The sequence below is a fragment of the Pseudoalteromonas sp. SIMBA_162 genome (assembly GCF_046535955.1).
Lineage (GTDB): Bacteria > Pseudomonadota > Gammaproteobacteria > Enterobacterales > Alteromonadaceae > Pseudoalteromonas > Pseudoalteromonas marina.
The window spans coordinates 1-246 of the sequence record NZ_JAWJBQ010000960.1 but is presented as its reverse complement, the minus strand read 5'-3'; the positions used below and the strand labels follow the sequence as shown (position 1 = coordinate 246).

The 246-nt window shown below is 65.0% G+C and carries 1 protein-coding gene; it reads left to right on the top strand.

The window, feature by feature from the left end:
- A partial coding sequence (locus tag R0J88_RS22560; protein ID WP_410901256.1) for a hypothetical protein occupies positions 1–246 on the top strand: 246 nt, incomplete at both ends.

The following is a 246-nucleotide window of genomic DNA, read 5'->3' as shown; positions in this document are numbered from 1 at the left end:
GCGGCGTGATCGCGCAGTTCGTGACGTCGCAACTGGCCGGTGTCGTCGAAAGGCAGGGGGACCGGTGGGTCGCCGCACAGGGAGCCGATTCCGGCGCATTGACGATCGATCCCGCTTTCCTTAACGGTCTGAACAAGCTTACGCGCACATCGACAGTCCTGTTTCCGTCGGGTGACGCGCGCGTGCGCTATGAACTGCGGGCCGAGCCGACGCCGGGCGTCACCGACATGAGATTCGTGCTGTCCG